Genomic DNA, 26466 nt, shown 5'->3' on the forward strand with positions numbered 1-26466 from the left:
ATGCTGACCATCGGCGAGCTGGCGTCGTACGCCGGAGTGACGGTGCGCGCGGTGAGGCACTATCACGCCAAGGGGCTGCTCCCGGAGCCGGCGCGGGACCGCTCCGGCTATCGGAGGTACGACGGTGGCGCCGTGGTCGAACTGATCAGGATCCGCACCCTGGCCGAGGCCGGGGTCCCGCTGGCGCGCGTGCGGGAGCTGCTGCGGGCCGGCGAGGAGGAGTTCGCCGCGGCGGTCGCGGACATCGACAGGCGGCTGCGGGCGGAGATCCGGGAGCGGCAGCGGCACCGGGAGCGGATCGCCCGCCTCGCCGCCGGGGACAACCTGGCGCTGCCACCGGAGGTGGTCGAGTTCCTCGACCGGCTGCGGGCGCTGGGCGTCGACGAACGGATCGTCCAGGCCGAGCGCGACGGCTGGATCCCGCTGGCCGCGCACTCACCCGAGCGAGTCCCGGAGTGGATGGCACGCAAGCGGGAGCAGATCGCCGACCCGCAGCTGATCGACTTCTATCTCACCCTGGGCCAGGCTCTCGACCGGACCGACGACGACCCGCGGCTGGTCGAGCTGGCCGACAAGGTGGCCGCCTACATCACGCGGATGGCCGACGAGCAGGGCGAGGACTACGTCGACGACACCGACATCGAGCCACCGTTCGTGAAGCTGATGGACACGCTGGCGTTCGACACCGTGCCGCCGGCCCGCCGGCTGATCGAGCTGCTGAAGCAGCGCGGCTGGACCGGCTGGACCAAGCTCGAGCGCGTGGAGCCGGAGCCACGGTCCGCCGTCGACGCGCAGGACGAGCAGGACGCACGGTCACTTCGCGGCTCGCGGCGGGGACAGGAGCCCGGGGGTCGCCGGAGCGCCGGTCTCGACGCCTCCGAACAGGGCCCCAGTCAGCCGAGGTAGAAGTCCTTGCGGGCGGCGACGAACTCCTCGACGGTCAGGGGCCGCTTCCCGGTGATGCGCTCGACGTCGATGGTCGCCCTGTCGTAACGGTTCGCGCGGTGCAGCTGCGCCATGGTCGCGATGTGCTGCTCGGTGTGCTGTGGCAGGCCCGCGTTCGCGAGGACCTCTGTGCGCCACCATTGCAGGGGGACGTCCAGATAGGTCACCGTGCGGCCGAGCGCCTTGGAGAACTCCTGGGCTACTTCGGTCATGTCGAGCGCCCGCGGCCCGGTCAGCTCGTACACCTTCCCGGCGTGCTCGCCGGGATCGCGCAGGATGGCCGCGACCACCCGGGCGACGTCGTCGGCAGCGACTGGCGAGGTGCGTCCGGTCCCGAACGGCAGCGCCAGCGTGCCGTTCTCGCGGATCGACCGCGCCGCGAGGACGGTGAACAACGGATTGTCGAGGAACGTCGTCGGGCGTACGTGCACCACGGGCAGGCCCGACCAGTCCAGCACCTGCTCCGCCAGCCAGTGCAGCCGCTGCTGGTGGGATTCGGCGGTGCTGGTGGCGGTCATCTGCGACACCGTCATCTGCGACATGTCCACCAGCAGGTCGAGTTCGCCGTACGCCTTCGCGACCGTGGCCATGACGGTCGCCGCCAGCAGGTGGTCCGGGGACACACTGAGCCCGAAGTACGTCCGGCGGACGCCGTCGAGCGCGGCCGCCACCGTTTCGGCCCGGGTCAGGTCCCCGGTGACGACCTCGGCGCCCAGTGCCCGCACCTCGGCCGTGCGGTCGTCCTCGCGGCGGACCATGACGCGGACCGGCACGTTCTGCGCGCGCAGCCGCTCGGTGACGAGGCGGCCCACGCCGCCGGCGCCGGTGACGAGAACGAGGTCGTGATCAGCCATCGGTGGCTTCCTTCCGGAGGTGCTGCCTCGGCCAGGCCCTGGCCGCTGCACGGGTGGTGGTCCGTCCTGGTGCTCGACGCCGCTGCTCGGAGCGAACACCGTTTCCGCCGATGCGCCGGTGATGCCTCCTTCATCGGAGGAAGAGGTTGAGGAGAACTGCGGTGCGCTTGCCGAAGCGGGCGTACACGCGTGCTTGTACGTGACTGCTCCTGGCGTGACTGAGCGTTCGCCATCCTTCGATGCCGTGGTATCTGCCCACCCCGCCGGCGCCGACGCCGCCGAAGGGCAGGTAGGCGGCGCGCTGAGCTTGGCGGATGTGATCGAAGCGCTCCGCGTCGGTCGGCTGTGTGGTGACGTCGGTGATGGTCATGATGGCGTTCCTTGGCCGTTGGTGAGGGCGGGGGAGGGCTGCGTGTGCCGGAGGCGGGCCATCCGGCCCATGAGCCGGACCATCGGGCGGCGTGGCAGGAGCTTGCTGGCGAGGGCGAGCGGGCGGCCGTTGGTGATCACCGACGGGGGCGCGGATCGGCGGTCGAGCGTGTCGAGGGCAATCGTCACGACCTGCTCGGGGGTTGCCCGTTTCGTGCCGTAGTCGGCGGACTGGCTGCCGGCGACGTCGTAGAACTCGGTCCGGGTGGCGCCGGGGCACACGGCGAGGACGCGCAGGCCGGTGCCGCGGGTCTCTTCCCACAGCGATTCGGTGAAGCTGAGGACGAAGGCCTTGGTGGCGCCGTAGACGCTCAGGTATGGGGTCGGCTGGAAGCCCAGCAGGCTCGCGACGTTGATCAGGACGCCGGTGCCGGCGGAGGTCAGCGGGTCGATGTAGGCGCGGCTGAGGTCGACCAGCGCGCTGACGTTCAGCGCGATCATGCTCTGCAGGCGGTCGGGATCCTCGTCGGCGAACGCGTTGTGGGTGCCGAAGCCGGCGTTGTTGACCAGTCCGGTGGCGTAGATGCCGCGGGACTCGAGTTCGGCGCGCAGCGTGTGGCCGGCGTCGGGCAGGCCGAGGTCGCGGGCGACGGCGGTCACCGTGACGCCGTGGGCGCGGGTGAGTTCGGCGGCCAGGCTCTCAAGCCGGTCCGCCCGGCGGGCCACCAGTACGAGGTCCGCGCCGCGGCGGGCCAGTTGGCGGGCGAATTCGGCGCCGAGGCCGGAGCTGGCGCCGGTGACGATGACGGTCTGGCGGTGGTAGTCGATGGTGCTCATGGCATTCACTCTACGCACGCCTTTGCACTGAGTGCAAGTAGATGCATCGTGTGAGGTGACGTACCATCTGTGCATGGTTCAGAGACCGACACCTCTTCGGGAACAGACCCGCTCCGTGGTCCGCTCGCTGCTGGCCCGGACCGCTGTCGAGCTGTTCGCCGCCAAGGGCTACGACAACACGACCCTCGAAGAGGTCGCCGCCGCCGCGGGTGTCTCCCGGCGGACCCTGTTCAACTACTTCCGCAACAAGGAAGACCTCGCGCTCAGCGGCCTGGCCGAACAGGGTGAGCTGATCGCCGCGCGCCTCGCGGAGCGCCCGGCCGGCGAGGATGCCTGGGTGGCGCTGCGCGCGGCGTTCCAGGTGCTCGAGGAGATCGACATGACAGCCGAAGGGCGCCTGGAGTTCATCACGCTGCTGTTCGGCAACGACTCCCTACGCGCCGGACACGCCGAGAAGCAAGCCCGCTGGCAAGACCTGTTCGTACCGCTGATCGAGCCGCGGCTGCCCGACTCCGACCGCCGCACCCTGCAAGCCCGCGCGATCGCGGCCGCGGCGATCATCTGCCTGCAGGCAGCCAACGAGGAATGGGTGCGCCAGGGCGGACAGGTCGACCTGTTCGACCTCTACGACACCGCCGTAGAGGCCATCCGCCGCCCCGCCTGAAACCGGCCGCATCCAGGGGCCCGGTAGCAATGAGGAGCAGCTGCGCTCGTTCCCGGAGATCACCAGCGACGAGTTGATCCGGTAATTCACGCCCGCGCCGAATGGTGCGGCCGTTCACCAGGCGGGGTAGCAGGCGGGCGGTGGCGGTGGCCCAGTGCACGTAATCGATGGCGCCGCCTTTGCTGGTGACGCGGGCGCGGCGGAGGTGGGGGTCGAGGTCCTCGATGTCGAGGGAGAGGATCTTCTCTGCTCGGGCGGCGGTTTCGTGGAGCATCCGCCACAGCAGCCGTTCTCGCAGGGCGTGGCCAAGGTCGGTGAACAGCGCTTCCAGCCGGGCCTGCGGGATGGCGCGGTCCTCGCGCCGGGCGGTTTTGCGGCGTTGCAGGCGGCGGGCTGGGTTGGTGGCCAGGACGTCCTGGCGCTGGGCCCAGGTGGTGAAGGAGACCAGCGCTGACAGGTGCCGGTTCCAGGTGGCGGCGGCCGCGCCGTGCATGTGCGCCATCACCGCGGCGTAGTCGTCGGGCGCGAGCTCGGGGACCGGGCGGGGGCCGGCGAGCCCGGTGAGGCGGTTCAGGGTGCGGGCGTAGCTGGTGCGGGTGGTGGCGGTCGGCAACGATGCCGGGAAGCGCTCGACGGCCTCGGCCACGCCCGGCCCGGCGGCCGGGCTACCGTCTGATCCGCTGTCTGAGCCGGGGCCGGGCCTGGGAGTGTCGGCCCGGCTGCGGTGAGCGGTGAGCTGGGCGAACCCGCTGTGAGCCGGGTGTGCGTGACAGGGAATACCAATTCTCTGCCACTCGTAGATGCCGCCGATGCACGAGAGTGAGCGGCGGTGCGCAACCCTTTCCCCGAACAGCCATCTGCATTGACATTGCTAGTTATTTCAGTCACGATTGAAACTACTAGCAGTCTTGTAGGAAGTGACCCATGGAACATGTGACCTTCAACAGCCTCGGCACCCGCTGCGCGGGTGATCTCTACCTGCCCGAGACGAGCGATCCGGCCCCCGGGTTGGTGCTCGGGCACAGCGGGGTGATGGTCAAGGAGGCGCTGGCGTTCTTCGCGCCGTACTTCGTGAAGGCCGGCTTCGCGGTGCTGGCCATCGACTACCGTACGGTCGGTTCCAGCGAAGGCGAGCCGCGCGGCCTGGACTACCCGGAACGGCAGGTGGAGGATTTCCGCAGCGCCGTGTCCTACCTGCAGACCCGTCCCGAAGTGCAACCGGAGCGGATCGGGGTGTGGGGCGTGAGCATCGGCGGCTCGGTGGCGGCCCAGGCCGCCGTGCTCGATCGGCGCATCAAGTGCGTCGTGGTGCAGAGCCCCAGCGTGTGGAACGGATGGCGCTACCTGGAACGCCTCCTGGGCCGTACCGGTGTCCACGCGCTGCGCGACCAACTGCAGCAGGACTGGCAGCGGCGCTACGAAGGCGGGCAGAGCGCTCGCGTGCCGCACCTGACGCTGGAGGGCGACAGCGTGAAGGACACCCCGGACATGTCGACCCGCCTGTTTCCCACCTACCGCAACGAGAAGACCCTCGACTCAGCCGAGCACCTGCTCACCTTCGCACCGGAGAACCTCATCCACCGGCTCGCGCCGACGCCGCTGCTGATGATCGCCAACGGCGGCTGGGACCCGTACCACATGCTCGAGGAGGCGCAAAGTGCCTTCGCCAAGGCGGGCGAGCCCAAGCGGCTCGCGGTGCTGCCCTACGACGTGCTCGGCCTCTACACCGGCCCGGGCCTGGAGGAGGCGATGGCGCTCGCGATCGACTGGTTCGACCTTCACCTGCGCAAGACCCGGCTTGCGGACATCACCCCGACACCCACCTACGAGTCGGTGGCCGCCATGACACAGTGAACCGGCACACGATCAACAACGGAGGATCCGACGATGAGCAATGAGGAACAGCGGGACCGGCTGCTCCGCTGGGTGGAACGGGTGGCCGCCTTCTGTGTCGAGGAGTGGGGGCTGCCGCCCATCACCGGACGCATCCTCGGCTGGCTCATGATCTGCGATCCGGCCGAGCAGTCCGCCGGCCAGATCGCGGACGTCATCCAGGCCAGCCGGGCCTCCCTCACCTCGAACATGCGGTTTCTCACGGCCATCGGCCTGGTCAAGAAGGTGAGAAGGCCCGGCGATCGCACCTCCTACTACCGCATCGAAGACGACGCCTGGCAGAAAGTCATCCAGCGCAAGCTCGAAAGCCTGAGCGCGTTCGGCGAGATCGCCGACGAAGGGCTCGACATCGCGGGCGGCGAGGGGCACCGCACCGAGCGCATCAAAGCCGCCCACGACTCCCTGACGTGGCTGCAGAACCTCGCAGCCCGCCATCCGCTACGCCGGTAAGGAACCTCCATGCACCGCTGGCAACCCGAACTCGGGCTGATCCAGGAAACGCTGCTGCTCACCCTCTACGCCAGAGCCCTGGACGCCACGCAGCCCAGCCCGATCCTCGGCGACACGCTCTCCGCCGACCTGGCCGACAAAATCGACTACGACTTCCCCAGGCTGAAGGTCAAACCCAACCTCATTGCCACCACCGCCCTGCGGGCCAAGAAGCTTGACGACGTCGTCCGCGCGTACACCACCGCTCACCCCGGATGCGTAGTGCTCGACCTGGGCTGCGGCCTGGACACCAGGATGTCCCGCTGTGATCCACCGCCGAGCGTCGACTGGTACGACATCGACTTCCCAGAAGTGGTGAACCTGCGATCCGAATGTCTGCCCGGCCCTTCCCACCTGGTCGGAGCCGACCTCACCACATCCGGCTGGCTTGCAGCCATCCCCGGCGACCGGCCGGCGATGATCGTCGCCGAAGGGCTGCTTCCCTTCATGCCCGGCGACTCCTTCCAGACAATGACCCGCGAGCTGGCCGGCCATTTCCCGTCAGGCGAACTCGCGCTCAACGGCTACACCCGCTTCGCCGCCTGGGCCATGAAGTACCACCCGACCATCAAGGCCCTCGGCATCAAAGCCGCCCAGGGCTTCGACGACCCCCGCGAACCGGAGTCCTGGGGCGCCGGCCTCGAACTGATCGAGGAGCAGATCCTCACCCGCGCACCGGAAGTGGACCGGTTCCCGCAGCCGCTTCGCGCGCTGACCCGTCTCACCGCTCGCAGCACAGCCTTATCGCGACAAGGAGCGCGGATTCTCCGCTACCGGTTCTGACCCCGCGCCGGCGGCGGTGGCGACAGGCAGCGTTCCTTCAGCTCGTGAAACGTGCCGCCGAAGGCGCTGGGGCGATGGGGCGGAAACGGCCGCGAGTGCACCCGCCCAACGAGATCGCGCGCTATCAGTGAGCTGGGCGAACGAGCCTTGGCGTACGTTTCCGTTCGCGCACACTCCGACGGCCGCTCCCTTGCGGTCAAGTCGAGAACAGTACGCGAGGTTCAAGGTCGAGCCGGGTCGTCGGGTTCTGATCCGGCGGAGTCAGATCGAGCGTCCAGTTGCCGAACCGGCGCACGGTGTGGGTGAGGTACGGCGAGACGGTGGCCAGGTCATCCAGGTCGACGGGCCGGCCCTCGGCGGCGATGTTGTTGGCGGCATCGGTGATGTCGCAGGCGGTGGAGTAGATGACGCAGTTGACGATCAGCCCGGCTCGCCGCCGACCGGCTGTGGGCGCCCGTCCGACCAGGGGCAGCGAACCCGGCTTGATAGGCAAGTCGCTACTTGCCTATGGTGGGGGTCATGGCGGAGGATGTCTTCAAGGCCCTGGCCGACCCCACCCGCCGGCGCATCCTCGATGAGCTGGTCGAGCGGGACGGCCAGACCCTGTTCGAGATTTGCGCACGACTGGTGACCAAGCACGGTCTCGGCCTGTCCCGCCAGGCGATCAGTCAGCACCTGGCGGTACTGGAAACCGCGGATCTGGTCCGTTCGCGGCGCGAGGGCCGCTACAAGTTCCACGATCTGAACACCGAACCCCTTGAGCTCATCATCACCCGGTGGCTCAGGCGCGACACACCGGAGGCACCCCATGAAGATCCACCTGACCAGCGTCTTCGTCGATGACCAGGACAAGGCCCTGCGCTTCTACGCCGACGTGCTCGGCTTCGTGAAGAAGCACGACGTCCCGCTGGGCGAGGACCGCTGGCTCACCGTGGTCTCACCGGAAGACCTCGACGGGACCGAGCTGCTGCTGGAACCGGACAGCCATCCCGCCGTGAAGCCGTACAAGGAGGCGCTGGTCCAGGACGGCATCCCGGCCGCCTCCTTCGCCGTGGAAGACGTGGCGGCGGAGTTCGAACGGCTGCGCGGGCTCGGGGTCCGCTTCACCCAGGAGCCGCTGGAGATGGGCCCGGTCACCACAGCGGTCCTGGACGACACCTGCGGCAACCTGCTCCAGATCGTGCACAGCAAGTAAGGACCACGTCGGCCGATGCGACGATGATCCCTTCGGGGCCGCGGACGTGGCAGCGCCGGTAGCTCTCCTGTACCTGGCACGGAGCCGTCACCACGTTCTCGACACCGGAAGCGTGCCAGTTTCGGCTCCTGCTTCCGGCCGTCACCGCGCCCGGCACTCGGGTCCGACTCATCCGCCGCTCAGCAGGAGCCGGCTTCAGCCGAGGGGGGCGTCCCCGTCGCGCAGCGCGGCCAGGGCGGGCGCGTACATGCGTGCCTTGATGGTGCCGAGCGTCGCGCCGGCCTTGGCCGTCAGGGTGCGGGCGATCTCCACGGCGGTACGTCGCACCGCGTCCTCCTCGACCGCGCGGTCCACGATGGCGGCGGCCAGGGCGTCATGGCCGCCGTAGCGGCGGGCGGTGGCCATGGCCTCGTGCGCGGCCTGCGGGGTCAGCCGGGCCTGGATCAGCGCCGACATGCCCGGGGTGAACGGAATGTTGATGTCCGCCTCGGGCAGGCACCAGTAACCGCGGTCCGCGCGCATCACGCGGAAGTCGTGGGCCAGGGACAGCATGGCGCCGGCGGCGAAGGTGTGACCCTGCAGGGCCGCCACGGTGATCACCGGCAGGGCCAGCATCCGCGCCAGCAGCTCGTGGACGCTGACGACATAGTCCCGGTGCCGGTCGGCGTGGGCGAACAGCCAGTCCAGGTCCAGGCCGTTGGAGTAGAACTTCCCGGTGGCGGCGGTCACCAGGGCGCGGGGCCCCTCCGCCTTCTCCACCTCGTCCAGCGCGGCGTTGACGGCGTCGATCCAGTCGGGGTGGAAGCGGTTCTCGTTGTCGCCGAGGTCGAGAACGAAGACGTCGTCCTGGCGGTCGAGCATGGGCACGGCGGCTCCCTCGGGCGGAGTGGGCGGCAGGTCACGCCGTCGTCGGCGATCAGATTCTACCGCCGAGTAACTTACGCCCTCCGGCAGAGCGCCCGCAACGCGAGCCGCCGGGCTCGCCGTGGGGCGGTGGCCCGGACGGCTGGTGTTCCGGTGGGGGATCTCCGGATGGAACATGTGATCGTCGTGATAAGTTCGGTGTCGCTGTGCTTCTGTATCGAACCGGAGGAGGTGAGACCGATCAACGCTGTGACAGGTCGGGGCTCCCTCTCTCGCATGGCCTAGGGAGCGCCCGCACAAGGCATCCCGAAAGGCTCTGAAACGCGCATGCGCTTCACCTCTCAGACGTCGATCGACGGCGTCACCGAACGATCCTTCACCCTCGGCGAGACCCCCGGCGTGCTGTGGACGCCGGACGACGCCGAACCCCGCGCCCTGATCCTCATCGGACACGGCGGCGGACAGCACAAGCAGGCCCCTGGCGTGGTGGCCCGCGCCATCCGGCTGGCGGCCGAGCACAGGTTCGCGGCGGCGGCCATCGACGCCCCCGCCCACGGCGGCCGGCCCAGAACCGCCGAACACGACCGGATCATCACCGAGATGCGGGCCCGCATGGCCGGCGCGGGCGACCCGCTCCCGCTCCTGGCCGAGCTCCACGCGCTGCTGGCCGCTCAGACCGTCCCGGAATGGCGCTCGGTCCTGGACGCGCTCGGGGATCTGGGCCCGGTGGGTTACTGGGGCATGTCGCTGGGCTGCGCCCTCGGCATCCCGTTGGTCGCCGCCGAGCCGCGGATCCGCGCGGCGGTGCTGGGGCTGAGCGGGACGTCGTCGGCCTCGGCCGAGGCCGCCGCCGGGGTCACTGTGCCGGTGCAGTTCATGGTGCAGTGGGACGACGAGCTGGTGCCGCGCGAGGATGCCCTGGCCCTGTTCGACGCCCTGGCCTCCGGTGAGAAGACGCTGCACGCCAACCCCGGCAAGCACGGGGACCTGCCGGCCTTCGAGGCCGACAGCGCGTTGCGGTTCTTCGCCCGTCATCTGAGCTGACACCGCGGCCTGTCTTCCACTCCGGCGGACCGGTCCTGTTACCTTTTCCCGTCGGCACTCGTCATAGGTGCGACGACCGCATACGAACGGACGTCGCACCGACGAGTGAATCGAGAACAGGGATGCTGACCAACATCATGTACGTGACGATGTACGTCACGGATCAGGACCGTGCGCTGGAGTTCTACACCGAGGGACTCGGCCTGGAGAAGCGGATCGACGTCTCGGGGCCCGACGGACGGTTCCTCACCGTCGGCGTTCCCGGCAGCCCGGTGCAGATCCTCCTGTGGTCGCATGCGGCGGCCGCGGGACAGCCGGGCGAGGTGGACCAGGATGCCGCGCCCGGTCCGCTGATCCTCGAATCCGATGATCTGCGAAAGGATTTCGAGATCATGCGCCGGCGCGGCGTCGCCTTCCAGGAGGGGGAACCCGTGGACTATCCGTTCGGGGTCCGCGTCGAGGCGGTGGACCCGGACGGCAACCGGGTCTCGCTCCGCCAGCAGCGGAAGCCGTGACCGCCGACCCGTCCGGCCTGGTGACCGAGGCGTTCGAAGCCCAGCGCGATCGGCTGCGCGCCCTTGCGTACCGCGTGCTGGGCTCGCACGCCGACGCCGAGGACGTGGTCCAGGAAGCCTGGATGCGCCTCGTCCGCCAGGACGGGGCGACCATCGGCAACCTGGCGGGCTGGCTGACCACCGTGGTCGGCCGGATCAGCCTGGACCTGCTGAGATCGCGTCAAGCCCACCCCGAGACCGCCTACGGCCACGAGTTCGCGGATCTCGTGGTGACGCCCGCCGACGACCCCGCGCCGGACGAGCAGGCGGCGCTGGCCGATTCGGTCGGCCTCGCCCTGCTCGTCGTGCTCGACTCGCTCGCCCCGAGCGAGCGCCTGGCGTTCGTCCTGCACGACATGTTCGCGGTCCCGTTCCACGAGATCGGCCAGATCCTGGGCAAATCCGCTGACGCCACCAAGATGCTCGCCAGCCGCGCCCGCCGCAAGGTCCAAGCCAGGGACCGGCCGGCGGGCCCCGGCCGCGAGCACCACGAGGTCGTCCAGGCATTTCGCGCCGCCGCGCTCGGCGGCGACTTCGAAGCGCTCCTGCGTGTCCTCGACCCGAACGTGAAGCTGACCGTCGACACCCCCGCCGGCATGGTCGTCACCCTCGGCGCCACCGAAGTCGCCGCCGGCGCCCGCAGGTTCTCCGGCGAGGTCGCCCGCCAACGACCCGTGCTGGTCAACGGCGTTCCCGGCCACATGTCCTGGCGCCCCGACGGAACCCCTCTCTCCGTCATCGCCTTCACGGTCACCGAAGGCCGGATCACCGCCATCCACATCATCGTGGACCCGGCCAAACTCGCCTCGATCCAGCTGCCCGCCCCGGCCTGAGCCGGGGCGGGCCCCGAGCGCGGACATGTGGACGTGGACGGGGTGCCCGCTCTCCGCATGCCGAAAGCAGACCTCACCAGCGGTCAGACCGGGTCCTCGCCAGCCGGCGAAGGCATCGGGTGTGGACGCAGGACCATGAGCGAGCCTTCCGAGGTCGCCACCATGGCGAAGGGGAACCGGTCCACCTCAAGACAGAGCGCGACGTCATCGGGATGGACTCCTTGACGCACCCCCTCCGCCAGCTCGGTGGCGGCGCGCGACTCGGCGGCGCGGCGGAGGAACTCAGCAGCATCCGTCCCAGCCTCGGTGACCCTCCGAGCGATGTACTGAGCACACGCCAGATCTTCATCGGCCTGCCCGTCCTCGCCAGTGACCACGAAGGTGACACTGTCACTCCTGCGCGTCCGCAGGAGCCGAGCTGTTGCCTCCGCCACCACGAAGCCGGCGCACAGCACCAGCTCCGCATCCTTGACCGCGAGGGCGCCGACCGTCCCTGCCGTGGTCTTCTGCACGACGGTCCGTCCGCCAAGGTCGATGGACCGCAGCAAGCCGGGGGAGTTGACGATGTCGAACCCGGGCGCGGGCGGACCGTCTTTGAGCGCCACCCAATCCGGGTGGCGAGCCTTGAGCGCCAGGGCCTCTTCCAGCGACTCAGCGAGAACGATCTGCTCCGCCCCCCGGGCGAAGGCCCAGGCGGCCACCGTGTAAGCACGCATGACGTCGACCACGACCGCCACGGAAGGAACTTCGACCAGCTCAGCGATACCAAGGAAACGAGCATCCATGCCGGTCATGTTCGCGCATGCCCGACCCGAAGCACCCAACAAGTGGTACGCGTCACATGGACGGTCTCGGAACGCGTGTGGACGGCGCGACGCCGGCGATCTTCCGGGGAACCGTCCGTCGCGAGGTCTTACGGTTTTCCGCCATGGAAGTCGGAGGTTCGCCCCCATGGTGGCCGTGCCGGCGGCTGCCTAGCGTTGGCCGGCGTGATCAGTCTCAAGAATCTGACCAAGCGCTACGGCGACCGGACCGCCGTCGACGACCTGTCGCTGGAGGTGCGGCCGGGCGCCGTGACCGGGTTCCTCGGGCCGAACGGCGCCGGCAAGTCCACGACGATGCGCCTCGTCCTCGGGCTCGACCGCCCCACCGCGGGCACGGCGCTGATCGGCGGCGTGCCGTACCACGAGATCAGGAACCCGCTGCGCACGGTCGGCGCGATGCTGGACGCGCGGGCGCTGCATCCCGGACGCAGCGGGCACGCGCACCTGGCGGCGCTGGCCCGCAGCAACGGCATCGCGCACGGCCGGGTCGCGGAGGTGCTGGACCAGGTGGGGATGGCGGCGGCGGCGCGCAAGCGGGCCGGCGTGCTGTCGCTCGGCATGAGCCAGCGGCTCGGCATCGCGGCCGCGCTGCTGGGCGATCCCGAGGTGCTGATGTTCGACGAGCCCGTCAACGGGCTCGACCCCGACGGCGTGCGCTGGGTACGCCACCTGATGCGCTCGCTGGCGGGGGAGGGGCGCACGGTGTTCGTCTCCAGCCACCTGATGAGCGAGATGCAGCTGACCGCCGACCACCTGGTCGTGATCGGCAGGGGACGGCTCATCATGGACGCGCCGCTGGCAGAGGTGATCGCCGGCAGCGCCCTGACCGCCGTGGCCGTCCGCACGCCGCACGCGGACGAGCTGGCCGTACGGCTGGGCGCCGCCGGGATCACCGTGGAACGTCTCGGGGAGAACCAGCTCGTCGCCACCGGCGCCACGATCGAGCGCGTCGGCGACCTGGCGTACGAGGCGGGCATCCGCGTGCACGAGCTGCGCACGCGCGAGGCGTCGTTGGAGCAGGCCTACCAGGAGCTGACGGCGAGCAGCGTGGAGTACGGCACCGAGAAGGCGGGGGTGTGACCATCATGACCATGGGGAGCGGAGAGCTGGCCCGGGCGGTCGGCGCCGAATGGGTGAAGCTGTGGTCGGTGCGCTCCACCTGGTGGTGCCTGGCCGCGGCGACGGTGCTCATGGTGCTCAGCGCGTTGATGCTCGGCGGGGCCACGGTCACCGACATGGTGCGCGAGGGCGTCGCGGGGGCGCGCCTGACGGCGAGCGAGCCGGCGGTGTCGGCGACGTCGTTCGTGCAGTTCGCGCTGGTGGCGATGGCCATGCTGGCGGTCACCTCGGAGTACGCGTCGGGCGGCATCCGCGCCACGCTGCAGGCCACGCCGATCCGCGGCCGGGTGCTCGCCGCGAAGGCGCTGGTGGTGGCGCCGGTGATGGTCGCCGCGGGCGTGGTGTCCGGGGGCGCGGCCACGGTGGCCGTCTACGCGGTGCTGTCCGCCGACGTGTTCGGCGGGCTGGTGGAGCTGCCGCCCGCCGAGGTCGCGCTCGACCTGCTGCGCATGGGCGTCTTCTTCGCCCTGGTGGCGGTCATGGCGGTCGGCGTGGGCGCCGCGATGCGCAGCGCCGCCGGCACGCTGACGGTGATGTTCATGCTGCTGATGGGTTTGCCGCTGATGCTGCTGATGACGGGTAGCCAGGCGGCGCTGGAGGCGTCGATGCGCATGCCGCTGTTCGCGGGCCTGGCGTTCATGGGCAGCACCGACAACCTGACCGGTGGCCCGATCCCGTACACCGCCGCGGAGGGGCTGGCCTGGCTGGCGGGGTGGACGGCGGCGGCTCTGGCGGCAGGCCACGCGCTGCTGCGCCGGCGTGACGCCTAGACTGCTGGCCGTGTCGGGTAACCGGGTCGCGCGCACCCTGGTCGGGGTGCTCGCGGGCGCGGCCCTCGGCGTCGCCGAGCTGCTCTTCCTCTGCGTGGCCTGGCCGGCGTCCCTGTTCGCGTCCACGCGGCCCGCCGCCGGGCGTGGCCTGGCCCGGCTGACGGCTCTCGAACGCCGGCGGCTGTCCCGGTGGCTCGGCCACGACGCCGAGCCCGGAGGCGGCGGCTACGGCTTCCTGGCCGCCCGCGCCGCTCTGGGGGTCGTGGCGGGGTACGTCCTGGCGGCCGGCATGTTCCTCACCGGTCTGCTGCTGGCCGGAGGGCTGTGGGCCGTGGCCACGGGCCAGGGCGAGCCCGTGGCGGTCAACCTGCCCGGCGTGCGACTGGTCACCGACACCGCGATCCTCGGGCTGTCCAACGCGGCGTTCCTGCTGGTCCTGCTCGCGGCCGCGACCGCCGTCGCGGGCGCCGGCGAGCGGCGGCTGGCCGGTCGTTTCCTCGGGCCGGGACGGCAGGAGGTGATGCGCAGGCGCATCGCCGAGCTGACCGCGACCCGCTCGGGCATCGTCCGGGCCGTGGACGACGAGCGGCGCCGGATCGAGCGCGACCTGCACGACGGCGTGCAGCAGCGGGGCGTGGCGCTGGCCATGCTGCTGGGCCGCGCCCGGCACAGCGCCGACCCCGCCAGGACCGGGGAGCTCGTCGGCCAGGCGTACACCGAGTCGCGCCGGCTCCTGGACGAGCTGCGCAGCGTCGCCTGGCGGATCTACCCGACCGCGCTGGACGAGCTGGGCCTGCGCGCGGCCCTCGCGGGCGTGGCCGAGCGGTCGGGCGGGCCGGTGACCGTGCACTACGGGCTGGCCGGGCGGCCCGTGTCCGAGGTGGAGACGGCCCTGTACTTCGTCGCCCGCGAGGCGATCACCAACGCGATCAAGCACGCCGGCGCGGGTGACATCCTGGTCGTGCTGAGCGAGGACGAGGAGACGGTCAGCGTGGCGATCTCGGACGACGGCGCGGGCGGCGCGGACCCCTCGGGCGGCGGGCTGTCCGGCCTGGCCAGGCGCGTCCTGGCGCTCGACGGGTCGTTCGCCGTCGACAGCCCGCCGGGCGGCCCCACCAGGATCACGGCGACGCTGCCCAAGGAGGCGCCGTGCGGGTGATCCTGGCCGACGACTCGGTGCTGCTCCGCGAGGGCCTGGGCCGGCTGCTCGACGACGCCGGTCACCAGGTCGTCGCAGCCGTCGGTGACGCGCCGGCGCTGCTCGCCGCCGTCGAGGAGCACCGCCCCGACGTGGCCGTGGTCGACGTGCGCATGCCGCCGACGCACACCGACGAAGGGCTGCGGGCGGCACTGGAGATCCGCGAACGCCTCCCGGACGTCGCCGTGCTCGTCCTGTCGCAGTACGTGGAGAAGACGTACGCCGCCACTCTCCTGGCCGGGCACACCGAGGGGCTGGGCTACCTGCTGAAGGACCGGGTCTCGGAGGTGGCCGACTTCCTGGACTCGCTGGAGCGGGTACGCGCGGGCGGCACGGTCGTGGACCCCGAGGTGGTCCGTCAGCTGCTCGCCCGCACCACCCACGCCGACCCGCTGAGCAGGCTCAGCCCGCGCGAGACGGAGGTGCTGCGCCACCTCGCGCAGGGCTACGTCAACACGGCGATCGCCGAGCGCCTGCACGTGTCGCTGAGCACGGTGGAGAAGCACATCAACGCCATCACGGAGAAGCTGAACCTGCCGCGCGATCCCGGCTACAGCCGCAGGGTGCTGGCCATTCTGCGCTACCTCGACCATTGACCGCGCGCGGATCGTCCTGCTGCCGGTCCTGCGGCGGCCCCGTTGTCCCGTCCCTTTGCAGCGTCGCCGGCGGTGCGCCGCACGCTCAGGGCTCTGCTCTTCCGGTGGCCCAGGCCCACGCGGCGATGGCGACCCGGTTCCTGGCGCCGATCTTGTCGTGGATCGAGGCGATGTGGTTCTTCACGGTGCCCGGGGAGAGGAAGAGCTCCGCGGCGATCTCGGCGTTGGTCCTGCCGTGCGCGACCATGGCCACGATCTGGTCCTCTCGCTCGGTGAGGACGACGTGCGGCGACTCCTGCGGCACGCCGCGCCGCCGCAGCAGCCGGACGGTGAGTTGCGGGCTGATGAGCACGTCGCCGTTCATGGCCGCCCGGATCGCCTCGATGAGCAGCGTGGGTCCGGAGCGTTTCAGGATGAACCCGGCGGCGCCGTGGTGCAGGGCGGCGTGGACGTACTCGTCGAGCCCGAACGTGGTGACGACCACGACGTGGATGCCGGTCCCGGCCAGGGCGCGGGTCACCTCGATGCCGTCGGCGCGCGGCATGCGGATGTCGGCGAGCACCACGTCGGGTTTGATCGTCTTCGCGGTGTCGATCGCGGCGCGGCCGTCGGCGGCCTCGGCGACGACAGTCATGTCCGGCTGGGCGTCGAGGATCATGCGGAAGGCGGCGCGGATGCCTTCCTGGTCGTCGGCGATGAGGATTCGGGTGACCACTCCGGCGATTGTGCCAGCGGCAGGCGAGCCGTCAGCGACCACCCGTCCGGCAGCGCCCGCGTCACCAGCTCGCCGCCCTGCTCCGCCACGAGCGCGGCCAGGCCGGGCAGGCCGGACCCGCCCCGCCGGCGGCTTCTCGTGCGGGCGACGCCGTCGTTGGTCATCGTGATCTCCAGGGCCCCGGCCGAGGCGCCGACGCGCAGGCCGACATGCCCGGCCCCTGGCGCATGCCGCCGGACGTTGGTCAGCCCCTCGATCACCACCCGGTAGGCCAGCGCCGCGGTCTCCACCGGAACCGTCACGGCCGGGTCCATGCGCAGGCTGACGCGCGTGGGGCCGACGGCGGAGAACCGCTCGGCCGCCTCGGCGATGCCGCCCAGATCGCCGACGGGGCCGAGGGGCCGGTCGTGGTGCAGCATGTCGAGTGTGCGGTCCAGCATCGACAGGGCCCGCTGGCCGGCGGCCTCGACGCGTTCGAGAGCCCGCAGCGGATCGCCCGCCACGCCGCCCGCCTGGGCGTGCGCCACCATCTCGCCGATGTCGTGGGCGACGAAGTCGTGCAGGTCCCGGGCCAGTCGCAGCCGCAGAGCGGTGCGCGTGTCGGCCACCGCCCGCTCCTGCCGTACGTCGAGGGAGCGCAGGTAGGCGCCCACGGCGACGGCCGCCAACGCCCCCAGCCCCCAGAACGCGCACACGCCCACCGCCTCCAGCGGCGAGGCGGGCGTGAACACGCGCAGCAGCCAGCCGGCCGCGGCCAGACCCGCCGCCGACGAGGAGAGCACGGCCTGCCGGAGGGGGGCGTACCGGACGACCAGGCCGACCAGCACCATCAGCGCCACGCTCTCGGCCATCCCCAGCGCGCCGGCGCCCGACGGGGCCCGCGTCACGCCGCTGACGTGGGCCGCCGTGACGGCCAGGGACACGCTCGCGGCCAGGAGGGCCGGCGCGGCCAGACGCGGCCTGAGCCGGGGCCGCGACAGCCCGGCCGCGGCCACCGCGACGGCGACCAGCCCGGGCACCATCTCCGACATCAGGGCGAGGGCCCATGTCACGTCCACCCGATGAAGATACGCGCACCGGACGGTTCACCCGCGAGTGCCGAACGGCACCTCTTCCGGCCTCCAGGGGTGCCGATCGGCATCTGGTTCACCGACCGGCCCCGCCATGAGGCTGATCACATGAAGACCTTCACCTCTGCCTGGCGACAGTATGCGGCGGCGTCATGGGCGCTGGCCTACGGTGTGCTCGGCGCCGCGTGGGCGCTGGGGACGCCGGGCTTCCCCTGGGGCGCCACCGACCCCGACCCCGACGGGGCGCTGTCGATCCTGGCCGGCACGACGCCGGGCTTCGGCTGGTGGATCGCCGCCTTCTGTCTCCTCATCGCGGTGACGGCGCTGGCGCTGACCCGCCGGAGCGGCCGCCGTGCGCCGTTGTTCGTGGCCTGGCCCGTCGCCGCGCTCCTGATCCTGGTGATTCCCGACTCCCGGCTGATGATGGGCGTCGCCTACACGCCGCTGCTGCTGGCCGCCCCCGTCCTCGGGTGGGGCCTGGGCGGTGCGACCTTCGCCGACGCCTGGCCGTGGCCGGTGCTCAACCAGCTCGTGTGCGTGCTGGGCGGCCTGCTGCTGGCCGCCGCCGCGCTGGCCTACGGACGTGACCAGGGGCGCAGGAGCTGGTTCACCCCGCAGCGCGGGCGTGTCGCGGTGTACGTGGCGGTCGTGGTGCCGCTGGTGTACTGCGCCACCCGGTGGGCGTGGGCGCTGGGCGTTCCTCTCGGGGTGAGCAAGGCGTTCCTGGCCGAGGGCGAGGGCGGCCTGTGGCTGGCGGGCGCCTATCTGGCGACATTCGGCGCGTTCGGCGGCGTGCTCACCCTCGGGCTCACCCAGCGGTGGGGCGAGATCTTCCCCCGCTGGATCCCCGGACTCCGCGGCAGACGGGTGCCGCCGCTGCTCGCGGTCGTCCCGGCCGGGTTCGTCTCGATCATCATCACCGTGGCCGGGCTCACCTATCTCCGCTGGACGATCGCCGGCCGGTTCGCCCTGGAGGAATGGGGAGCCTGGCTGCCGGAGTGCTTCTGGCCGATCTGGGGCGCCGCGCTGGCCACCGCCACCGTCTCCTACCACCGGCGTCGCCGGCAGACCACAGCCGAGGTGGCCGCCGGCCACGCTCCTCCGACCGGTAGGAGTCTCAGCCGAACGTGACGACGCGGCTGCCACCTCTGTGCGGTCAGGTGCGACGGCCGGCCCGCGTCCGTCAGGCGACGCCCAGGACGAGCTTGCCGCGGGTGCGGCCCTCCTCGCCGCGCCGGTGCGCATCGGCGGCCTGTTCGAGCGGGAGGACGGCCTCCACCTCGATCGCCGCCTCGCCCCGGTCGATGAGGCCGGCGATGTGGGCCAGCCCCGGCCCGTCGGGCTCGACCAGGAACGGGGTCGCGCGGACACCCGCCGCATGAGCCCGCTCCACCAGCTCGGGGGAGACCCCCGACGGGACCACCACCAGCAGGCCGCCGGGGCGCAGCACGCCAAGCGACCGCGTGCTGGTGTGGTCGTGCCCGTCGCCCACCAGGTCGATGACCACGTCCACGTCGGCCACCGCGTCCTCGAAGCGGGTGGTGGTGTAGTCGCCTCGGCGCCGAGCTTGCACAGCCACTCGTGCTTGGCGGCGCTCGCGGTCGTGATGACGTGCGCGCCCAGGTGGCGGGCGAACTGCACGGCCAGGTGGCCGACGCCGCCCGCGCCGGCGTGGACGAGCACCCGCTGCCCCGCCTGGACGCCGGCGGTGTCGGTCAGGGTCTGCCAGGCGGTCAGAGCAGCCAGCGGTACGGCGGCCGCCCGCAGGTGGTCCAGCGTCGCGGGCTTGCGGGCGAACTGGCGGGCCGGGGCGGTGACGTACTCGGCGTAGGCGCCGGCCGCGCGCGGGAACCACGGCATCCCGTACACCTCGTCGCCCGGCTTCCAGACGGTCACGCCGAACCCGACCTCCTCGACCACCCCGGAGACGTCCCAGCCCAGGATGAACGGCGGCTGGCCGAGCACCCCCGCCATGCCGCCGCCGGAGCGGGTCTTCCAGTCCACCGGGTTGACCCCGGCGGCGTGCACCCGTACCAGCACCTCGGTGGGCAGCGGTTCGGGGCGGGGGACGCGGACCGGCTCCAGCACCTCGGGACCGCCGAACGCGGACTGGCTGATCGCTCGCATGGTGGGCGTCGACATGCTGCTTCTCCTCGCTTGTTGTGCTTGGTGCGACGATCCCGGAAGCTATCCGTCAGGCGGTAGTAACCCGCAAGGGGGATTACTATCTGTTGGGTAGTACGAGAGGAGCCCCAGCCGTGATCCTGAGATGCCCCACCGGGGAGCACGACCGCCACGATGTCTACTCCGCGCTCTGCCCCTGCCGCGACGTGCTGGATCTGCTGTCCAACAAGTGGTCCACGCTGGCGATCGGCGCCCTGGAGGACGGGCCGCAGCGCTTCGGCGAGCTGCAACGGCAGCTTCAGGGCGTCAGCCCCAAGGTGCTGACCCAGACGCTGCGGCGGCTGGAGGAGGCGGGCTTCGTGGACCGCACCGTGTACCCCGCCGTGCCGCTGCACGTGGAGTACGCGCTGACCGAGCTGGGCCGCAGCGTGACCGTGCCGATCGGGATGCTGCGCTCCTGGGTGGAGGAGCACCTGCACGAGATCCCCGCCCTGTCGTAGGGATGCCGCGCTTGGCGCGAGAGGCTATTCCTTCTGGGTCAGCTGTTGTCGTAGGAGATCGTGACGGAAGTAGTACAGGTCGCCGACCTGTCTGAGCACGCCGCGCCGGTGGCCGTCCTCGATGAACGTGGCCACTCGCCAGGGCAGGCGGCCGGATGCGGCGAGCAGGGCACGGGCCAGGAAGAGGCGGAGCCGGAAGGCGGACAGGACGGACAGAGCGAGTACGGTCATGAGGGAGGCCAGAGCCAGCGCGTCCGAGGAGATGGACGGCCGGGTGACGGCGGTGTACACGACGGCGATGTCAAGCAGCCCCACCTGTAAGGCGATCAAGCCGCGGGAAAGCGTCACTTGGAGCCAGAGCGCTGCCCCCAGCGCAATGACGACCCCCTGATCGGCTCGCAGGCCGGCGCCCATCGTGAGAAGCCCGAGGACGAAGGCGAAGAAGGCCGATGCCGCGATCCACGACCTCATCAGGCTCGAGGGGGGCGGCTCTTGACAGTCTTTGACGAAGACGTAGACGAAGGTGGCCATGGCCATGGCCGTTCCGAGGAGAGCGCCCCCGACGGGGCCTGCCGCCACGTCGAAGGCCGTGCCGACGCACAACCCTGACAGAAGACCGAGGATCAGGCCGTAGACCCAAGAGGGGACGAGGTCGATCAGCCCTGGCCATGAGATGCCCCGCCGACCGCAGTGCCGGGCCAGGAAGCACAGCCAGTGACGCGCGGCGTCCGGGTGCCAGGCGGCGCTGGGCTGCTCATACGCGCTGGAGCGGCTCGGGCTGCCGGATCGGCTGCGCCCGTGGTGGCCGGCGGAGCTGGAGTAGAGGGCCGGCACAAGCTCTCTGAGGAGATGGACCTCAAGATCGCGTCTGGTCGTGAAGGTGAGCAAGTGGTCGGGATTCGCCGCCCGTTCGGCGTAGGCCACGCGGGCCAGGGACAGGGCCAGCGGAGTCGACAAGCCGCGGGCGAGTTCGCCTTCCGGGTCAGCGGTCAGTTCGGCGAACACGTTGGACCATCCTGGCAGCCGGGCGGGTTTCGTGGTGATGGTCAGGTAGTCACGGATGGCGGCGACGTCGAGCGGCTTGATCTCGATGGCGGCCGCTGCCGTCAGGACATCCGCCTGCTGGGAGTCGATCGTGGCCAGGTATTCTGCGGTACGGCTGGTCAGGACAAGGGGATGCCTGGCGCTGAAGGCAGCGTTGATCTGGGTGAGAGCCAGCTCCCGTTCGGAGGCGGGCATCTCGTCAAGGCCGTCCAGGATGAGCAGGAGCCGGTCCAGGGACAGCGGCTCGGCGGGGTCGTAGTCGTAGTCCTTCACCAGACGGGCGTAGATCCAGCCAACGATGGGCCGGCTGGAGGGGGTCCACGTCGAGAGCCGCAGGATGACGGGGACGGGGCCGCCCTGTTCGCGGGCGGACAGGCAGGCCAGGGCGAAGCGCATCACCAGCGAGGTTTTGCCGGAGCCGGGCTCACCGAGCACGACCAAGCGTGTCCGCGGCAGCTTGGTGTGAATGGTGTGATAAAGGTCGTCCAGACTGCCGTCGAGGTCGATGGGCAGGTCATCGCCGCCGATGACACGCCAGTGGTCGCTGACAGGCGGGCCGACCGTACGCCAGGAGACGGGCAGAGGCTCCGGATCCAGGAGGCGCTGCCGCAACTCCTCCGACTTCCATACCTGCTCGACCTTGGCGGCCAGCCGTTCGGCATGAGCCGCTATGGCGTCCGCCTCCGGCTCGGCCACGTCCAACGTACCGAGGTCGCCCCTGCGCTTGGCTCTCTGTCGTAACCAGCCGATCATCGCCGCCGAGGCGCCCAGGGCGGTGACGACGAAGCTGAAGATGCTGGCCCACTGGTCGGCGTACTCACGACCCTGGGAGACGAAGAGCACGGTCACAGCGATGGCGATGAATGGCACGAGGATGGACGTGGCGACCAGTGCCCACCAGTACCACCCACGGAAGTCCGAGTTCGAGCGCGCCACGCGAGCCGACATTACTAGGAGAGGTGCGGGGAAGCGGTTTCGTGATGCGGACCCGGCTGTATCGCACCGGTCATGACGCGGGCCGCTGATTCACCCGGTACGGCGGTGCCGTGAACCGCGGTCAGAATGTGGCGATCGGGTTGACCGGGCTGCCGGACGTGCCGGCGAGGCGGACCGGCGCGACCGCGAGGTGGAAGTCCCACTGGCCGAGCTCGGCGGCCGTCGTCGCGCACGCCTCCAGGTCGCAGTTGTCGAGCAGCCACAGACCCATCGCGACGAGGCCCACGGTGTGAACCGGCATCGCCATGTCTTCGTACCCCGACGGCTGAACGTCCTGGGGGGTGTCAGCGCCGATCAGCGCGACCTGCCGTTCCTGCAGCCACGGCAGGCATGACGCGTGCCACCCGGGCTGCGTGAAACCGCCGGCCGCACCGGCCTCGTGCCGGACGCGGCCGTAGCCGGTCCGCAGGAGTACCGCATCGCCGGATCGCACCCGCACACCCTGGCGACGCTCGGCCTCCTCGAGATCGTCGGGATGCACACCCTGCCCCGGTTCCAACCACGGCACATCGCGCACCTTCGCGATGTCCAGCAGGACGCCACGCGTGATGATCCCGTTCGCCGCCGCCGTGACGGCCGCCCACGCCGATCCCGTCGCGGCGTCGACCATCGAGTGCGACCGCCCGTTGTACATCGTGCCGTCCCAGAAGATGTGGCACGGCGAGTCGACATGGGTGACGGTGTTGCCGTGGAACGTGATGCCGAGCCGCTCGGACGAATAGCCCCAGTGCCGGTCGTTGCGGAATCCGGGCAGCGGCATGTTCTCGGCACCCGGCATGTCGGCGGCGCACGGGCACGTCGTCGTCGACCGCTCCATCTCCTCCGGCACGGCGACCTCCCACGCGCACGACACGCTCCTGCCGTGGCGCACGGCGCGCGCCGCCGCCAGCCGGACGTCGTCGGTGATGTGGTTCAGAGTGCCGAGCTCGTCGTCGTCGCCCCACCGTCCCCAGTTCGACAGCGTGTCGAAGTACCCGAGCACGTCGTCCTGCGTGGGCATCGGTCGCCCTGCCGTCATCTCAGCATCGACTCCTCCGGTCACGCGGTTCGAGGCACCGCGGGCACGGTGTCCCGCCCTCTCCTTTGACCTGCCAGGGCCGCTGGAGCCGGCACGATACTAGATCAACGGGCCGGCTGCGTCCACGGACCGGGTGGCTGGCCGAGCACGTCGCAGCCTTGGTCAAGGCCACCGAGACGCCCGCCCGCCCGGCCCGACGCCGAACGCGAGCAGCTCGGCGAAGGCGGTGGTGAGCGGGTCGGGCCGGGTGCGGGTGTAGGCGGTGAGGGTGCGGCGTACCGGAGGGTCGGCGCGGAGCGCGACGCCGTCGAAGCCGGACGGGATGATCGAGGCCGGCACGAGCGCGGGCCCGAGCCCGGCGGCTGCCAGCAGCGGCGCGGCGGAGGTCTGCTCGGTCCGCACGGCGACGCGCGGCTGGAATCCGGCGTCGGCGCAGGACCGGTCCAGGAGCTCGGCGAGTCCGTTGCCGGGGGCGAAGTGCACCCAGTCACGGTCGGCGAGGGCGCTCAGGGCGACGGGCCCGGGATGGGCGGCGAGGGGGTCGTCGGGGGGCAGGACGACGACGAACTCCTCGACGCCGAGGTCCCGGACCGGGCCCTCCCACCGGGCCGGGGCAGGGCCGATGGCGAGGTCGGCCTGTCCCGCGATCATCGCCTCTTCGAGCCGTACGGTGTGGGGGTACTCGCGCAGCCGGATCCGCACCTCCGGGTGGCGGCGCCGCCAGGCGCGCAGCACCGGGGGCAGGATGCCGAGGCTGACGGAGTAGACGGTGGCCACCTCCAGCTCCCCGCCGTCGAGCCCGGCCACGCGGCGGGCGGCGGCGTGGAGGCGCTGGGCGTCGTTGAGTGCGGCGCTGGCATGGGGGAGCACGGCCCTGCCCAGCGGGGTGAGGCGGACCGCCCGGGGGAGTCGTTCGAGGAGCGGGCCGCCCAGTGACGTCTCCAGCGCGCGGATCTGATGGGACAGCGCCGGCTGGGTGACGTGCAGCAGCTCCGCCGCCTGGGTGAAGGAACCCGTCTCGACCACCTTGACCAGGTATTCGAGCTGCCGCAAGGTTGCCATGAACAGATGTTATCGGCCCCATAGAAACCAAGCCTTGGACTTATCCGGCGAGGTCGGACAGGCTGGGGCCACGGGCCGCGACGCAGCACAGCGGCGGCCCGCCCCAACCCGATGACATGAGGAGCTCAGCCATGTCTTCACAGACCCTCGAAGGGCAGCGCCTGATCGTGGTGGGCGCCGGCTCACGCACCGGCCGCCTGCTCGCCCGCACCGCCTCCGCCGCCGGCGCGGATCTCGTCCTGGCCGGGCCGGACCCGCGCAAGCTGGAGTGGACCGCCGGCGAGCTGGGCGGCAAGGCCGACGTGGTGCCGGTGGACCTCTCCGACGAGGACTCGGTCGCCGGCCTGGCCGCGCGGGCGGGCCGCTTCGACCACCTGGTGTCCACCGCCGCCATGCCCGCCAACGGCCCCCTGGCCGACCTCGACCTCGCCGCGGTGCGGCGCGCGTTCGACGCGAAGGTGATCGGCCCGCTGCTGCTGGCCAAGCACCTGGCGGGCCAGGTGGAGGAGGGCGGCTCGTTCACCTTCTTCTCCGGGGTCGCGGCCTGGCGGCCCGCCCCGGCCCGGACCGTGATGGCCACCACCAACGGCGCGCTGGCGTTCCTGGTCCAGGCCCTGGCGGTGGAGGTGGCGCCGGTGCGCGTGAACGCGATCTCGCCCGGCATCGTCGACACCGGCTCGTGGGACGGGCTCGGCGCGGACAAGGAGGAGTTCCTGCGGGGCGTGGCCGCGCGGAACCCGGCCCGGCGCGTCGGCATGCCCGAAGACCTGGTGCAGGCCGTGCTGTTCGCGATGGGCAACCCCTACGTCACCGGCACGGTGCTGCACGTGGACGGCGGCGGCCGGCTCGTCTGAAGCCGCCGCCCTCGATCAGTCCTCCTCGGCCGCGTGACGTGACGGATCAGCGGGCCAGTTCTCCAGCATGATGTGCAGGCCGTCGAGGGCGCGCTCCCAGGACCTCCGCACTTCGCGGGAGTGGCTGAATCCGCCGTTGGCCTCCAGGCTGATGTAGCCGTGGAAGGCGCTGCGCATCAGCCGGCCCGCGTCGGTCAGGTCGGGCTCGGCCAGCTTGTACGCGCGCAGCATCGCATGGGTCAGCTCGATGGTGCGGACGTAGGCGGTGGAGCGGGCGAGGACGGCCGGGTCCACCCGGACCGCCTGGGTCGCCGTGTAACGGCCGGGGTGGGCGAGCGCGTAGTCCCGGTAGGCGTTGGCGAACGCCACCATGGCCTCCTTGCCGGAGCGGCCCGCGACCGCCGCGGCGATGCGGTCGGCCAGCTCTCCCGCGGCCAGCATCGCGACTCGTTCCCGCAGGTCCTGCAGGTTTCTGAGGTGCGCGTACAGGCTCGCGTCCTTGACCCCGAAGTGCCGCGCCAGCGCGGAGACGGTGATGTTCTCGAACCCGACGGCGTCCGCCAGGTCCGCGGCCGCCTCCGTCACGCGCTCCGCTGTCAGTCCCGCACGAGCCATCGCCACCTCCACGCTTCCTAGGAGTATTAGGTAGTTGCATAATGCTCCTAGGCATTGTAGCGTTCCGCGCCATGAAGCCAGCCAGTGAGCAGGAAATCCGCGCCTCGTTCGTCAATTGCTCCAAGGGAGAGGCCAAGCGGCTGCCGCTCCCACGGGACCTGACCGAGCAGCCCTGGGACGACCTTGACTTCCTCGGGTGGCGTGACTCCGGCGCGCCCGACCGCGGCTACCTCGTCACCGAGCGCGACGGCGCCATCGTCGGGGTGGCACTTCGCCTGGCCGCCAAGCAGCGCGGTCACCTCCACCGCGGCATGTGCTCCCTGTGCCTGACCACGCACCCCGGCAGCGGCGTCTCCCTGATGACCGCCCGGAGAGCGGGCCAGGCGGGCCGGGACAGCAACTCGGTCGGCGTGTACGTGTGCAGCGACCTCGCCTGCTCCCTGTACGTGCGCGGCAGGAAGACCCCGGACCTGGGCGGCCGGCTGGAGGAGTCCCTGACGGTGGAGGAGCAGGTTGATCGCACCAGGGCCAGGCTGTCGGCGTTCCTCGACAAGGTCATGGCGTGAACGGGGACCGCGCATCGGCGCCCGGCACCGTGGCGCGCCCATCGACGACGCATCGAGAGAAGGAGATCACC

General features: G+C 71.1%; 32 protein-coding genes and 2 pseudogenes. 19 read left to right on the forward strand and 15 right to left on the reverse strand.

The genetic code is table 11. From position 1 onward, the window contains the following. The gene (locus tag ABZS51_RS21460) at nt 1–906 is read left to right on the forward strand and encodes a MerR family transcriptional regulator (RefSeq protein ID WP_355443657.1); all 906 of its coding nucleotides are present in this window, start codon (nt 1–3) and stop codon (nt 904–906) included. Here ABZS51_RS21460 and ABZS51_RS21465 read toward each other — a convergent pair. The 3 genes from ABZS51_RS21465 to ABZS51_RS21475 form a co-directional block, all read right to left on the reverse strand. After that, entirely contained in the window at nt 894–1799 is a 906-nt protein-coding gene (locus ABZS51_RS21465; protein WP_355443660.1) for an NmrA family NAD(P)-binding protein, read from the reverse strand. The genes ABZS51_RS21460 and ABZS51_RS21465 overlap by 13 nt on opposite strands. Nucleotides 1800–1929: 130 nt before the next feature. Then, entirely contained in the window at nt 1930–2169 is a 240-nt protein-coding gene (locus ABZS51_RS21470; protein WP_355443768.1) for a hypothetical protein, read from the reverse strand. Continuing rightward, nucleotides 2166–3005, reverse strand: a complete 840-nt coding sequence (locus tag ABZS51_RS21475) for an SDR family oxidoreductase (RefSeq protein ID WP_355443663.1) — start codon at nt 3003–3005, stop codon at nt 2166–2168. The genes ABZS51_RS21470 and ABZS51_RS21475 overlap by 4 nt, the downstream gene beginning before the upstream one ends. Before the next feature lie 115 nt (nt 3006–3120). Here ABZS51_RS21475 and ABZS51_RS21480 point away from each other — a divergent pair, with 115 nt between their 5' ends. Both ABZS51_RS21480 and ABZS51_RS21485 read left to right on the forward strand, forming a co-directional pair. After that, nucleotides 3121–3669, forward strand: a complete 549-nt coding sequence (locus ABZS51_RS21480; protein ID WP_355443666.1) for a helix-turn-helix domain-containing protein — start codon at nt 3121–3123, stop codon at nt 3667–3669. 154 nt (nt 3670–3823) lie between these two features. Next, on the forward strand, nt 3824–4123 hold the full coding sequence (locus ABZS51_RS21485; protein ID WP_355443771.1) for a hypothetical protein: 300 nt from the start codon (nt 3824–3826) through the stop codon (nt 4121–4123). A 21-nt stretch (nt 4124–4144) separates the two neighbouring features. Here ABZS51_RS21485 and ABZS51_RS21490 read toward each other — a convergent pair. After that, nucleotides 4145–4315, reverse strand: a pseudogene (locus tag ABZS51_RS21490) (hypothetical protein); the annotation flags it as partial. A gap of 278 nt (nt 4316–4593) precedes the next feature. On the opposite strand from ABZS51_RS21490, the gene ABZS51_RS21495 reads away from it, so the two are divergent. The 3 genes from ABZS51_RS21495 to ABZS51_RS21505 are packed head-to-tail and all read left to right on the forward strand — an operon-like array spanning nt 4594 to nt 6834. After that, a complete protein-coding gene (locus tag ABZS51_RS21495) occupies nt 4594–5523 on the forward strand; it encodes an alpha/beta fold hydrolase (RefSeq protein WP_355443669.1) in 930 nt (309 codons plus the stop codon). A 33-nt stretch (nt 5524–5556) separates the two neighbouring features. Beyond that, nucleotides 5557–6012, forward strand: coding sequence for a transcriptional regulator (locus ABZS51_RS21500; RefSeq protein WP_355443672.1), 456 nt, complete (start codon nt 5557–5559; stop codon nt 6010–6012). A 9-nt stretch (nt 6013–6021) separates the two neighbouring features. Then, nucleotides 6022–6834 (forward strand): class I SAM-dependent methyltransferase, encoded by an 813-nt coding sequence (locus ABZS51_RS21505; protein WP_355443675.1) that lies wholly within the window; start codon nt 6022–6024, stop codon nt 6832–6834. Between the two features lie 196 nt (nt 6835–7030). On the opposite strand, the gene ABZS51_RS21510 is transcribed toward ABZS51_RS21505, so the two are convergent. Next, on the reverse strand, nt 7031–7327 hold the full coding sequence (locus tag ABZS51_RS21510; RefSeq protein ID WP_355443678.1) for a Tn3 family transposase: 297 nt from the start codon (nt 7325–7327) through the stop codon (nt 7031–7033). A gap of 26 nt (nt 7328–7353) precedes the next feature. Here ABZS51_RS21510 and ABZS51_RS21515 point away from each other — a divergent pair, with 26 nt between their 5' ends. Together ABZS51_RS21515 and ABZS51_RS21520 are read left to right on the forward strand one after the other, a co-directional pair. Further along, entirely contained in the window at nt 7354–7677 is a 324-nt protein-coding gene (locus tag ABZS51_RS21515) for a metalloregulator ArsR/SmtB family transcription factor (RefSeq protein WP_355443681.1), read from the forward strand. After that, nucleotides 7643–8029 (forward strand): VOC family protein, encoded by a 387-nt coding sequence (locus ABZS51_RS21520; RefSeq protein ID WP_355443684.1) that lies wholly within the window; start codon nt 7643–7645, stop codon nt 8027–8029. The genes ABZS51_RS21515 and ABZS51_RS21520 overlap by 35 nt, the downstream gene beginning before the upstream one ends. A gap of 195 nt (nt 8030–8224) precedes the next feature. On the opposite strand, the gene ABZS51_RS21525 is transcribed toward ABZS51_RS21520, so the two are convergent. Beyond that, nucleotides 8225–8896: an enoyl-CoA hydratase-related protein gene (locus tag ABZS51_RS21525; protein WP_355443687.1), complete on the reverse strand. Its 672-nt coding sequence runs from the start codon at nt 8894–8896 to the stop codon at nt 8225–8227. 324 nt (nt 8897–9220) lie between these two features. On the opposite strand from ABZS51_RS21525, the gene ABZS51_RS21530 reads away from it, so the two are divergent. The 3 genes from ABZS51_RS21530 (at nt 9221) to ABZS51_RS21540 (ending at nt 11324) form a co-directional block, all read left to right on the forward strand. Continuing rightward, nucleotides 9221–9937, forward strand: coding sequence for an alpha/beta hydrolase (locus ABZS51_RS21530; RefSeq protein ID WP_355443691.1), 717 nt, complete (start codon nt 9221–9223; stop codon nt 9935–9937). A 122-nt stretch (nt 9938–10059) separates the two neighbouring features. Further along, complete coding sequence (locus tag ABZS51_RS21535; protein ID WP_355443695.1) at nt 10060–10452, forward strand: VOC family protein; 393 nt, start codon at nt 10060–10062, stop codon at nt 10450–10452. Continuing rightward, complete coding sequence (locus ABZS51_RS21540; RefSeq protein WP_355443698.1) at nt 10449–11324, forward strand: sigma-70 family RNA polymerase sigma factor; 876 nt, start codon at nt 10449–10451, stop codon at nt 11322–11324. Before ABZS51_RS21535 ends, ABZS51_RS21540 begins: the two co-directional genes overlap by 4 nt. An 83-nt stretch (nt 11325–11407) precedes the next feature. On the opposite strand, the gene ABZS51_RS21545 is transcribed toward ABZS51_RS21540, so the two are convergent. After that, on the reverse strand, nt 11408–12109 hold the full coding sequence (locus tag ABZS51_RS21545; RefSeq protein ID WP_355443701.1) for a 2-phosphosulfolactate phosphatase: 702 nt from the start codon (nt 12107–12109) through the stop codon (nt 11408–11410). Between the two features lie 204 nt (nt 12110–12313). On the opposite strand from ABZS51_RS21545, the gene ABZS51_RS21550 reads away from it, so the two are divergent. From ABZS51_RS21550 to ABZS51_RS21565, 4 genes are read left to right on the forward strand one after another with little or no spacing between them, the layout of a single operon-like run. Beyond that, entirely contained in the window at nt 12314–13228 is a 915-nt protein-coding gene (locus tag ABZS51_RS21550) for an ATP-binding cassette domain-containing protein (RefSeq protein ID WP_355443704.1), read from the forward strand. Next, on the forward strand, nt 13225–14037 hold the full coding sequence (locus tag ABZS51_RS21555; RefSeq protein ID WP_355443707.1) for an ABC transporter permease: 813 nt from the start codon (nt 13225–13227) through the stop codon (nt 14035–14037). The genes ABZS51_RS21550 and ABZS51_RS21555 overlap by 4 nt, the downstream gene beginning before the upstream one ends. 10 nt (nt 14038–14047) lie before the next feature. Next, a complete protein-coding gene (locus tag ABZS51_RS21560; RefSeq protein ID WP_355443710.1) occupies nt 14048–15196 on the forward strand; it encodes a histidine kinase in 1149 nt (382 codons plus the stop codon). Then, nucleotides 15187–15831, forward strand: a complete 645-nt coding sequence (locus tag ABZS51_RS21565; RefSeq protein WP_355443714.1) for a response regulator transcription factor — start codon at nt 15187–15189, stop codon at nt 15829–15831. The genes ABZS51_RS21560 and ABZS51_RS21565 overlap by 10 nt, the downstream gene beginning before the upstream one ends. 85 nt (nt 15832–15916) lie before the next feature. On the opposite strand, the gene ABZS51_RS21570 is transcribed toward ABZS51_RS21565, so the two are convergent. Both ABZS51_RS21570 and ABZS51_RS21575 read right to left on the reverse strand, forming a co-directional pair. After that, nucleotides 15917–16546 carry a response regulator transcription factor gene (locus ABZS51_RS21570; protein WP_310711291.1) on the reverse strand — a complete coding sequence of 210 codons (630 nt, stop codon included), beginning with the start codon at nt 16544–16546 and terminating at the stop codon, nt 15917–15919. Beyond that, a complete protein-coding gene (locus tag ABZS51_RS21575) occupies nt 16486–17604 on the reverse strand; it encodes a hypothetical protein (protein ID WP_355443718.1) in 1119 nt (372 codons plus the stop codon). The genes ABZS51_RS21570 and ABZS51_RS21575 overlap by 61 nt, the downstream gene beginning before the upstream one ends. A gap of 120 nt (nt 17605–17724) precedes the next feature. On the opposite strand from ABZS51_RS21575, the gene ABZS51_RS21580 reads away from it, so the two are divergent. Beyond that, entirely contained in the window at nt 17725–18747 is a 1023-nt protein-coding gene (locus ABZS51_RS21580; protein WP_355443721.1) for a hypothetical protein, read from the forward strand. A 52-nt stretch (nt 18748–18799) separates the two neighbouring features. Here the strand turns inward: ABZS51_RS21580 and ABZS51_RS21585 are convergent, their stop codons facing one another. Next, nucleotides 18800–19189: a zinc-binding dehydrogenase gene (locus ABZS51_RS21585; protein ID WP_355443724.1), complete on the reverse strand. Its 390-nt coding sequence runs from the start codon at nt 19187–19189 to the stop codon at nt 18800–18802. Nucleotides 19190–19521: 332 nt separating this feature from the next. Then, nucleotides 19522–19758, reverse strand: a pseudogene (locus ABZS51_RS21590) (alcohol dehydrogenase catalytic domain-containing protein); the annotation flags it as partial. Nucleotides 19759–19874: 116 nt separating this feature from the next. On the opposite strand from ABZS51_RS21590, the gene ABZS51_RS21595 reads away from it, so the two are divergent. Continuing rightward, a complete protein-coding gene (locus ABZS51_RS21595) occupies nt 19875–20240 on the forward strand; it encodes a helix-turn-helix domain-containing protein (protein ID WP_355443726.1) in 366 nt (121 codons plus the stop codon). Nucleotides 20241–20264: 24 nt separating this feature from the next. On the opposite strand, the gene ABZS51_RS21600 is transcribed toward ABZS51_RS21595, so the two are convergent. The 3 genes from ABZS51_RS21600 to ABZS51_RS21610 form a co-directional block, all read right to left on the reverse strand. After that, nucleotides 20265–22232, reverse strand: coding sequence for an NACHT domain-containing protein (locus ABZS51_RS21600; RefSeq protein ID WP_355443729.1), 1968 nt, complete (start codon nt 22230–22232; stop codon nt 20265–20267). Between the two features lie 109 nt (nt 22233–22341). Continuing rightward, on the reverse strand, nt 22342–23298 hold the full coding sequence (locus ABZS51_RS21605; RefSeq protein ID WP_355443733.1) for a cyclase family protein: 957 nt from the start codon (nt 23296–23298) through the stop codon (nt 22342–22344). 162 nt (nt 23299–23460) lie between these two features. Next, nucleotides 23461–24360, reverse strand: a complete 900-nt coding sequence (locus tag ABZS51_RS21610) for a LysR family transcriptional regulator (protein WP_355443736.1) — start codon at nt 24358–24360, stop codon at nt 23461–23463. Between the two features lie 131 nt (nt 24361–24491). Between ABZS51_RS21610 and ABZS51_RS21615 the strand changes: the two genes are divergently transcribed. Continuing rightward, complete coding sequence (locus tag ABZS51_RS21615; protein WP_355443739.1) at nt 24492–25214, forward strand: SDR family oxidoreductase; 723 nt, start codon at nt 24492–24494, stop codon at nt 25212–25214. A 15-nt stretch (nt 25215–25229) separates the two neighbouring features. Here ABZS51_RS21615 and ABZS51_RS21620 read toward each other — a convergent pair whose 3' ends face one another. Beyond that, nucleotides 25230–25829: a WHG domain-containing protein gene (locus ABZS51_RS21620; protein WP_355443742.1), complete on the reverse strand. Its 600-nt coding sequence runs from the start codon at nt 25827–25829 to the stop codon at nt 25230–25232. Between the two features lie 71 nt (nt 25830–25900). Between ABZS51_RS21620 and ABZS51_RS21625 the strand changes: the two genes are divergently transcribed. Next, on the forward strand, nt 25901–26395 hold the full coding sequence (locus tag ABZS51_RS21625) for an FBP domain-containing protein (protein ID WP_355443745.1): 495 nt from the start codon (nt 25901–25903) through the stop codon (nt 26393–26395). Nucleotides 26396–26466: the final 71 nt, after the last annotated feature.

Origin of the sequence: Nonomuraea sp. NPDC005501, from assembly GCF_040605905.1 — a bacterium.
In the GTDB taxonomy this organism is placed as follows: domain Bacteria; phylum Actinomycetota; class Actinomycetes; order Streptosporangiales; family Streptosporangiaceae; genus Nonomuraea.

Coding starts and splice junctions, on each gene's coding strand:
- ABZS51_RS21460 (WP_355443657.1), top strand. CDS start 1: ATGCTGACCATCGGCGAGCTGGCGTCGTACGCCGGAGTGACGGTGCGC.
- ABZS51_RS21465 (WP_355443660.1), bottom strand. CDS start 1,799: ATGGCTGATCACGACCTCGTTCTCGTCACCGGCGCCGGCGGCGTGGGC.
- ABZS51_RS21470 (WP_355443768.1), bottom strand. CDS start 2,169: ATGACCATCACCGACGTCACCACACAGCCGACCGACGCGGAGCGCTTC.
- ABZS51_RS21475 (WP_355443663.1), bottom strand. CDS start 3,005: ATGAGCACCATCGACTACCACCGCCAGACCGTCATCGTCACCGGCGCC.
- ABZS51_RS21495 (WP_355443669.1), top strand. CDS start 4,594: ATGGAACATGTGACCTTCAACAGCCTCGGCACCCGCTGCGCGGGTGAT.
- ABZS51_RS21500 (WP_355443672.1), top strand. CDS start 5,557: ATGAGCAATGAGGAACAGCGGGACCGGCTGCTCCGCTGGGTGGAACGG.
- ABZS51_RS21505 (WP_355443675.1), top strand. CDS start 6,022: ATGCACCGCTGGCAACCCGAACTCGGGCTGATCCAGGAAACGCTGCTG.
- ABZS51_RS21515 (WP_355443681.1), top strand. CDS start 7,354: ATGGCGGAGGATGTCTTCAAGGCCCTGGCCGACCCCACCCGCCGGCGC.
- ABZS51_RS21520 (WP_355443684.1), top strand. CDS start 7,643: ATGAAGATCCACCTGACCAGCGTCTTCGTCGATGACCAGGACAAGGCC.
- ABZS51_RS21530 (WP_355443691.1), top strand. CDS start 9,221: ATGCGCTTCACCTCTCAGACGTCGATCGACGGCGTCACCGAACGATCC.
- ABZS51_RS21535 (WP_355443695.1), top strand. CDS start 10,060: ATGCTGACCAACATCATGTACGTGACGATGTACGTCACGGATCAGGAC.
- ABZS51_RS21545 (WP_355443701.1), bottom strand. CDS start 12,109: ATGGATGCTCGTTTCCTTGGTATCGCTGAGCTGGTCGAAGTTCCTTCC.
- ABZS51_RS21580 (WP_355443721.1), top strand. CDS start 17,725: ATGAAGACCTTCACCTCTGCCTGGCGACAGTATGCGGCGGCGTCATGG.
- ABZS51_RS21600 (WP_355443729.1), bottom strand. CDS start 22,232: ATGTCGGCTCGCGTGGCGCGCTCGAACTCGGACTTCCGTGGGTGGTAC.
- ABZS51_RS21605 (WP_355443733.1), bottom strand. CDS start 23,298: ATGACGGCAGGGCGACCGATGCCCACGCAGGACGACGTGCTCGGGTAC.
- ABZS51_RS21610 (WP_355443736.1), bottom strand. CDS start 24,360: ATGGCAACCTTGCGGCAGCTCGAATACCTGGTCAAGGTGGTCGAGACG.
- ABZS51_RS21615 (WP_355443739.1), top strand. CDS start 24,492: ATGTCTTCACAGACCCTCGAAGGGCAGCGCCTGATCGTGGTGGGCGCC.
- ABZS51_RS21620 (WP_355443742.1), bottom strand. CDS start 25,829: ATGGCTCGTGCGGGACTGACAGCGGAGCGCGTGACGGAGGCGGCCGCG.
- ABZS51_RS21625 (WP_355443745.1), top strand. CDS start 25,901: ATGAAGCCAGCCAGTGAGCAGGAAATCCGCGCCTCGTTCGTCAATTGC.